We start from the raw sequence: 5,287 nt of genomic DNA, 5'->3' as shown, positions 1-5,287 counted from the left end.
AGTTGTACAGCATGCCGCGCCGGAACTCCGGCTGCATCGGCGAGAGCTTCAACAGGTACTTGTTGAACACGATGTCCGAGGCGACCACCACGACCCAGGCCATGCCGCAGTTGGCGTAGAAGCCGAGGATCGTATTCAGGAAGTCGAACATGTTGGCTTCCATCAGGATCAGCGCGATCAGCAGGTTGAAGCCCAGGAACACCAGGCGACCCGGGTAGGTCTTCGTCACGCGGGTGAACGAGTTGGTCCACGCCAGCGAGCCCGAGTAGGCGTTGGTCACGTTGATCTTGACCTGGCTGATGACGACGAGCACGACGGCCAGCGTCATGGCCAGCCACGGCGGCAGGAAGTTCTGGTAGATCTCCAGGAACTGGTGCACCGGCTGGTTGGCGATGCCCGCGCTCTCGGCGACGTTGGCGATCAGGTACACCGCGAGGAACAGGCCGACGATCTGCTTGATGGCACCGAAGATCACCCAGCCCGGGCCGGCGAGGAACATCCAGGTCCACCAGCTGCGCTTGTTCTCGGGGGTTTTCGGCGGCATGAATCGCAGGTAGTCGTTCTGCTCGGCGATCTGCGCGATGAGCGACAGACACACACCTGCGGCCAGCAGCGTTGAACCGAGGTCGAAGCCCTGGACGCCGTTCTCGCCCTGGTAGGCGAAGAACTGGCTGACGGACTCCGGGTGGCTGACGACCAGGTACACGAACGGGGCGACCATGAGGATCAGCCACAGCGGGGTCGTCCACACCTGCAGGGTCGACAGCACCTTCATGCCGTAGATGACCAGCGGGAAGATGACCAGCGTCGACGCCGCGTAACCCAGCCACAGCGGGATCCCCAGGCCCAGTTCCAGGCCCTGCGCCATGATCGAGCCCTCGAGGGCGAAGAAGATGAAGGTGAAGGTGGCGAAGATGACGTTGGTGACGACCGAGCCGTAGTAGCCGAAGCCGCTACCGCGGGTGACCAGGTCGAGGTCGATGTTGTAGCGCGCCGAGTAATAGGCCACGGGGAAACCCGTTGCCATCACGACGACGGCGAAGATCAGGATCCCCCACAGCGCATTCGTGGTCCCGTACGCAATGCCGATGTTGGCGCCGATGGCAAAGTCCGCAAGGTATGCGATACCGCCGAGCGCCGAGATGCCGACGACGCGCGTCGACCACTTGCGATAGCTCCGCGGAGCAAACCGGAGGGTGTAGTCCTCCAGCGTCTCCTTGGTGGCGGTCATCTGATCGAGACCGGCGTCGAGGTCCGTTGCCTCGGAGGAGCCTGGCAGGTCAGGCTCCTTGTTCAGCTCTTGAGTCATGGATAGCAAAGCTAGGACCGGCTTGTTTCAACGTTGTGACGACTGTGTTCCCACCAGAAGCGAATGGCCCGTACCTCCGTCAAGAGTCGGGGTTGTGACGGAGGCACGGGCGCTACTGGTCTATTCGCCACGGTTGTGCAAGGTGTTACAGGTGGGGCAGATTTACCTTGATGAGGTTCACGTGAGGGCGAAGGGGCTGCTCGCAGGAGTGAGTGCGCTGGCCGTTGCCGTCTACGTCGGCGCCTGGATCGGTTGGCGGGTGGGTTGGAGCTGGTTGGCCACCATCGATTCCACCACGCTCGCCGTGGCCCATCGGATCGGTGTCGAGCACCCCGCTTGGGCGATCTTCTGGAATGCGTGGTGCACCGTCTTCTCCCCAGGCGTGTTCCGACTGGTGACGGTCGCGCTCATCGTCTACGCACTCGTTCGCAGGGATTGGCGGGTGGCCGTGTTCCTGCTGCTCACCGTGGAACTGTCCGGACCCCTGACCGAGCTCGCGAAGCACTTCGCCGACCGGCCGCGGCCCGCCACCGCCATGGTCTACGCGTCTTCGACGTCGTTCCCGTCCGGTCACGCCCTCGGCACCATGGCGTGCGTGCTGGCCCTCGCCGTCGTGCTGCTGCCGCACGTGCGACGGGGCCTGTGGCCATGGTTGATCGCGGCCGGCGTCGTCATCGTCGTGTCGGTGGGACTGGGCCGCGTCGCGCTCAACGTGCACCATCTGTCCGACGTGGTGGCGGGATGGGCGCTTGGATATCTCTACTTCACGCTCTGCCTGCCGGTGCTCTCGCGGCGCGCGGTCATCACAGGGGGCGAAACACCGGCAACGCCCGGTACCGAACGCTGAAACTGGCCTCGTCGAGCTCGTCGGCCAGCTCGCCGTCGTGCGCGAGCAGCGTCGGCCCGTCGACGGCGGTGAAGTGGAACTCGGGCACCCGGAGTTCGTGATACAGCGGGCTGCGCACCAGCCGACCCAGCGCGAGCGAGGTCAGGATGCGCGCAGTGCTGAACCGCCGCTCGGTCTCCAGGATGCGCACGTCCATCAAACCGTCGTCCATCCGCAGGCGCCGTGACGGGGCGAAGCCCGACGGCAGGTAGGTGGAGTTGCCGAGAAAGAACAGCGACGTCTGCAGGGTCTTGTTGTCGTACCGGATGCGCACCGGCTCGCCGTGACGCAGGGTCTGGAACATGGCGTACACGCCAGCCAGCGGCTTGCCGATCCGATGTTCGAGCTTCTCCCGCCTCTGGACGAACGTGGGATACGCGCCGATGCTGGCCGTGTTGATGACGGTTCCGGTCTCGTTGAGGCGCAGGACGTCGACGCAGACCACACTGCCGTCGCGGATCGCCTGAACGGTCTTGGCGACCGTGTCGCACCCGATGTCCTTGGCGAAGTGGTTGAACGTGCCGCCGGGGAAGACCGCGAGCGAAAGGCCTGCGGCCAGTGCCGTGGCCGCCGCGCACGCCACCGTGCCGTCTCCGCCGCCGACGGCGAGCACCTCGGCGCGCCCCGCCGCCGCCTTCATCACCTCCTCGACGTCGTCTTCGGGCTGCAGCTCCACGATCTCCATGCGAGGCAGCGCCTCACGAGCCTCGTCGATGACCCGCGCCCCCGTGCCGCTGCCTGAGGCCGGGTTGATCACCAGGACGACGCCGTCGCCGTCGGGCCGCTCCGGGGTGTCGACGCGCAGGGGGTCCGCGGTGGGCATGCGTGCCTCCACGATCGGAGGCACGATCCGCCCGCCGATCACCGCGACCGTGGCGCCGAGGCCGAATCCGGCGAGGACGTCGCCCGGATAGTGCGCACCGGTCGCGACCCGCGAAATGCCGACCATCCCGGCCAGCAGCGCGAGCCCCAGTCCGACGGGTGCGCTCTCCAGTCCGACACCGACGGCGAACGCCGCCGCACTCGCGGAGTGCCCCGACGGCAGCGAGTTGGACGTCGGCATCCGACGCGACCGCCTCAGCACGGGGACCGCAGCCCACTCCGGCCGCGGTCGCTTCCACACGCGCTTGGCCACCTGGTTTGCCACCAGGCTGGTCACCGCGAGGGATGCCACCCCACGGCCCGCGCCCCGCTGCACCGAGGACTTCCTGGTCGCCATCAGCGCGGCGGCGATCACGAACCACAACTTGGAGTGGTCGGCGGCGGCGGTGAGCCGGGGCATGAAGCGGTCCAGCAGCGGGCTGGGTGACTCCGCGATCGCCTCGAAGACCTCACGGTCCAGTGTCCCGAGGCCCTCGCCGATCTGGCGGATGCCGCGGTGCCGGAATCTGGGCTTGCGCAGTAGCTCCATGGCGTCCAACCTAGCGGCACGGCGAAAGAGCTTTGGGCACAACTCATCTCTTCACTGGCTCGAGAGCCGTGCGCCCGTTGCTAAACCTTTACTTGACCTCTAGCCGCGCGTGTGTTGACGTTGAAGCCGTGCGCCGACTGCTGATCTCGCTGTGCGCGGTGCTAGTGGGGTTGGCCGCGGCACCGCTGGCGCGTGCCGCTCCGGTGCCGTGGTTCGCGCCGAGCGTCGGCACTGCGACCCAGGTGATATCCGTTGTGGGCGTTGGCGGTTCGAATGCGAAGGTCGACGTCTACGAGCGCACCGCAGCGGGTTGGCAGGCCGTCGGCGCGGGCATTCCCGGGTTCATCGGCGAAAGGGGAATGGCCCCCGAGACGCACGACGGTCAGATGCTCACCCCGATGGGCATCTTCACCCTTGACTTCGCCTTCGGTACGGATCCCAATCCCGGCGGCGGCCTGCAGTACGTCCAGGTGGGACCCGACCACTGGTGGGACGGCGACATGAAGAGCCCCACCTACAACACCATGCAGGTGTGCAAGCGCTCCGAGTGTCCGTTCGACACCAATCCCAGCAGCGGGACCGAGAACCTACAGATCCCGCAGTACAAGCACGCGGTGGTGATGGGCGTGAACAAGGCGCGGGTACCGGGCAACGGCGGCGCATTCTTCCTTCACACCACCGATGGCGGCCCGACGGCCGGTTGCGTGTCGATCGACGACGCCACGCTGGTGGGCATCATCAGGTGGCTGCGCCCGGGTGCGCTCATCGCGGTGTCGAAGTAACGGCCCCCTCAAGCGATTTGTGCACGCTTACCCGCGGTGGGCGCGGGTAAACGTGCACGAATCACGACGGTCGCGGGCTCAAAGAGCTACCGCCTTACCGGATTTCACCTTGAAGTTCAGAGCGCTCGTCGACATCGAGGCGTCGTAGGTGCGGTCGTAACCGGTGGCACTGATCCGCCACCCGTCGGCGGTCCGGCGGTAGCGGTCACGGTAGAAGCCGGCCCCGATCAACATGAAGTCGAACTTCGGCACGATCACCTTGTCCTGCAGGTACCAGATGCCCGTGGCCTCGTCGCCAGTGACGTCGATCTCGGGATGGGTCACCCGATGTTCGGTGATGACGTCGGCGGGCATCGCCGTGCGCATGAAATCGACCAGAGATTCGCGGTCGGTGAAGTGGTGCTCCTCGCCGAGGGATTCGCCGTAGTCGCCGATGATGTCCTCGGTCAGCGTGTCGGCGAACTCGTCCCAGTGCTTGGTGTCGAGCGCGCGAAGGTAGCGGTATTTGACTTGCTTGATGTCGTCGATGTCACCCATGGCCGACATTGCAGCACACCGGCTACCGCACCGCACTCAGATTGCGGGTGGTCCGGGATCGTCTTGTTCGTCACAGCGAATCCATAGCGGGTTCTGCGCCCGCTCATAGTGGTCCAAAAGCGTGATGGTGGAACGCCGTTGGCACGGAGTGTCTAACGAATATCAGCAGGTCGGGCGGCTATGGTGTGGTCCGTTATGAGCGACCCATTGGGGTTGTCGATCGGGACGACGAACTTGGTCGCGGCACGAGTCGGCAATCAACCCGTGATACGCCGTTCGGTGGTGACCCTCGCCGACGGCTCCGTGCTGGACGGCTTCGTCGAGCGCGTCGGTGATTCGGTGCCGTTGGTCGCGCCGGACGG

At 65.8% G+C, this 5,287-nt stretch carries 6 protein-coding genes; 3 read left to right on the top strand and 3 right to left on the bottom strand.

The genetic code is table 11. The annotated features are described in order from the left end of the window. Window positions 1-1,231: purine-cytosine permease family protein (locus ABW137_RS37305; protein ID WP_526408270.1), on the bottom strand; the 1,231-nt coding region annotated here is incomplete at its 3' end. A gap of 259 nt (window positions 1,232-1,490) precedes the next feature. Here ABW137_RS37305 and ABW137_RS37300 point away from each other — a divergent pair. After that, a complete protein-coding gene (locus ABW137_RS37300) occupies window positions 1,491-2,156 on the top strand; it encodes a phosphatase PAP2 family protein (RefSeq protein ID WP_526408266.1) in 666 nt (221 codons plus the stop codon). On the opposite strand, the gene ABW137_RS37295 is transcribed toward ABW137_RS37300, so the two are convergent. After that, the gene (locus ABW137_RS37295; RefSeq protein ID WP_526408264.1) at window positions 2,113-3,606 is read right to left on the bottom strand and encodes a bifunctional phosphatase PAP2/diacylglycerol kinase family protein; all 1,494 of its coding nucleotides are present in this window, start codon (window positions 3,604-3,606) and stop codon (window positions 2,113-2,115) included. The two genes, ABW137_RS37300 and ABW137_RS37295, sit on opposite strands and share 44 nt — an antisense overlap. 128 nt (window positions 3,607-3,734) lie before the next feature. Here ABW137_RS37295 and ABW137_RS37290 point away from each other — a divergent pair, with 128 nt between their 5' ends. Then, window positions 3,735-4,388 (top strand): L,D-transpeptidase family protein, encoded by a 654-nt coding sequence (locus ABW137_RS37290; protein WP_526408262.1) that lies wholly within the window; start codon window positions 3,735-3,737, stop codon window positions 4,386-4,388. A gap of 78 nt (window positions 4,389-4,466) precedes the next feature. On the opposite strand, the gene ABW137_RS37285 is transcribed toward ABW137_RS37290, so the two are convergent. Further along, window positions 4,467-4,934, bottom strand: a complete 468-nt coding sequence (locus ABW137_RS37285; RefSeq protein ID WP_526408260.1) for a nuclear transport factor 2 family protein — start codon at window positions 4,932-4,934, stop codon at window positions 4,467-4,469. A gap of 186 nt (window positions 4,935-5,120) precedes the next feature. Between ABW137_RS37285 and ABW137_RS37280 the strand changes: the two genes are divergently transcribed. Next, window positions 5,121-5,287: hypothetical protein (locus ABW137_RS37280; protein WP_526408268.1), on the top strand; the 167-nt coding region annotated here is incomplete at its 3' end.

Origin of the sequence: Mycobacterium sp. (genome assembly GCF_040509115.1) — a bacterium.
GTDB lineage: Bacteria > Actinomycetota > Actinomycetes > Mycobacteriales > Mycobacteriaceae > Mycobacterium.
The sequence above is the reverse complement of the archived record's forward strand: the minus strand, read 5'-3'. Positions and strand labels throughout refer to the sequence as shown.

Coding starts and splice junctions, on each gene's coding strand:
- ABW137_RS37295 (WP_526408264.1), bottom strand. CDS start 3,606: ATGGAGCTACTGCGCAAGCCCAGATTCCGGCACCGCGGCATCCGCCAG.
- ABW137_RS37285 (WP_526408260.1), bottom strand. CDS start 4,934: ATGTCGGCCATGGGTGACATCGACGACATCAAGCAAGTCAAATACCGC.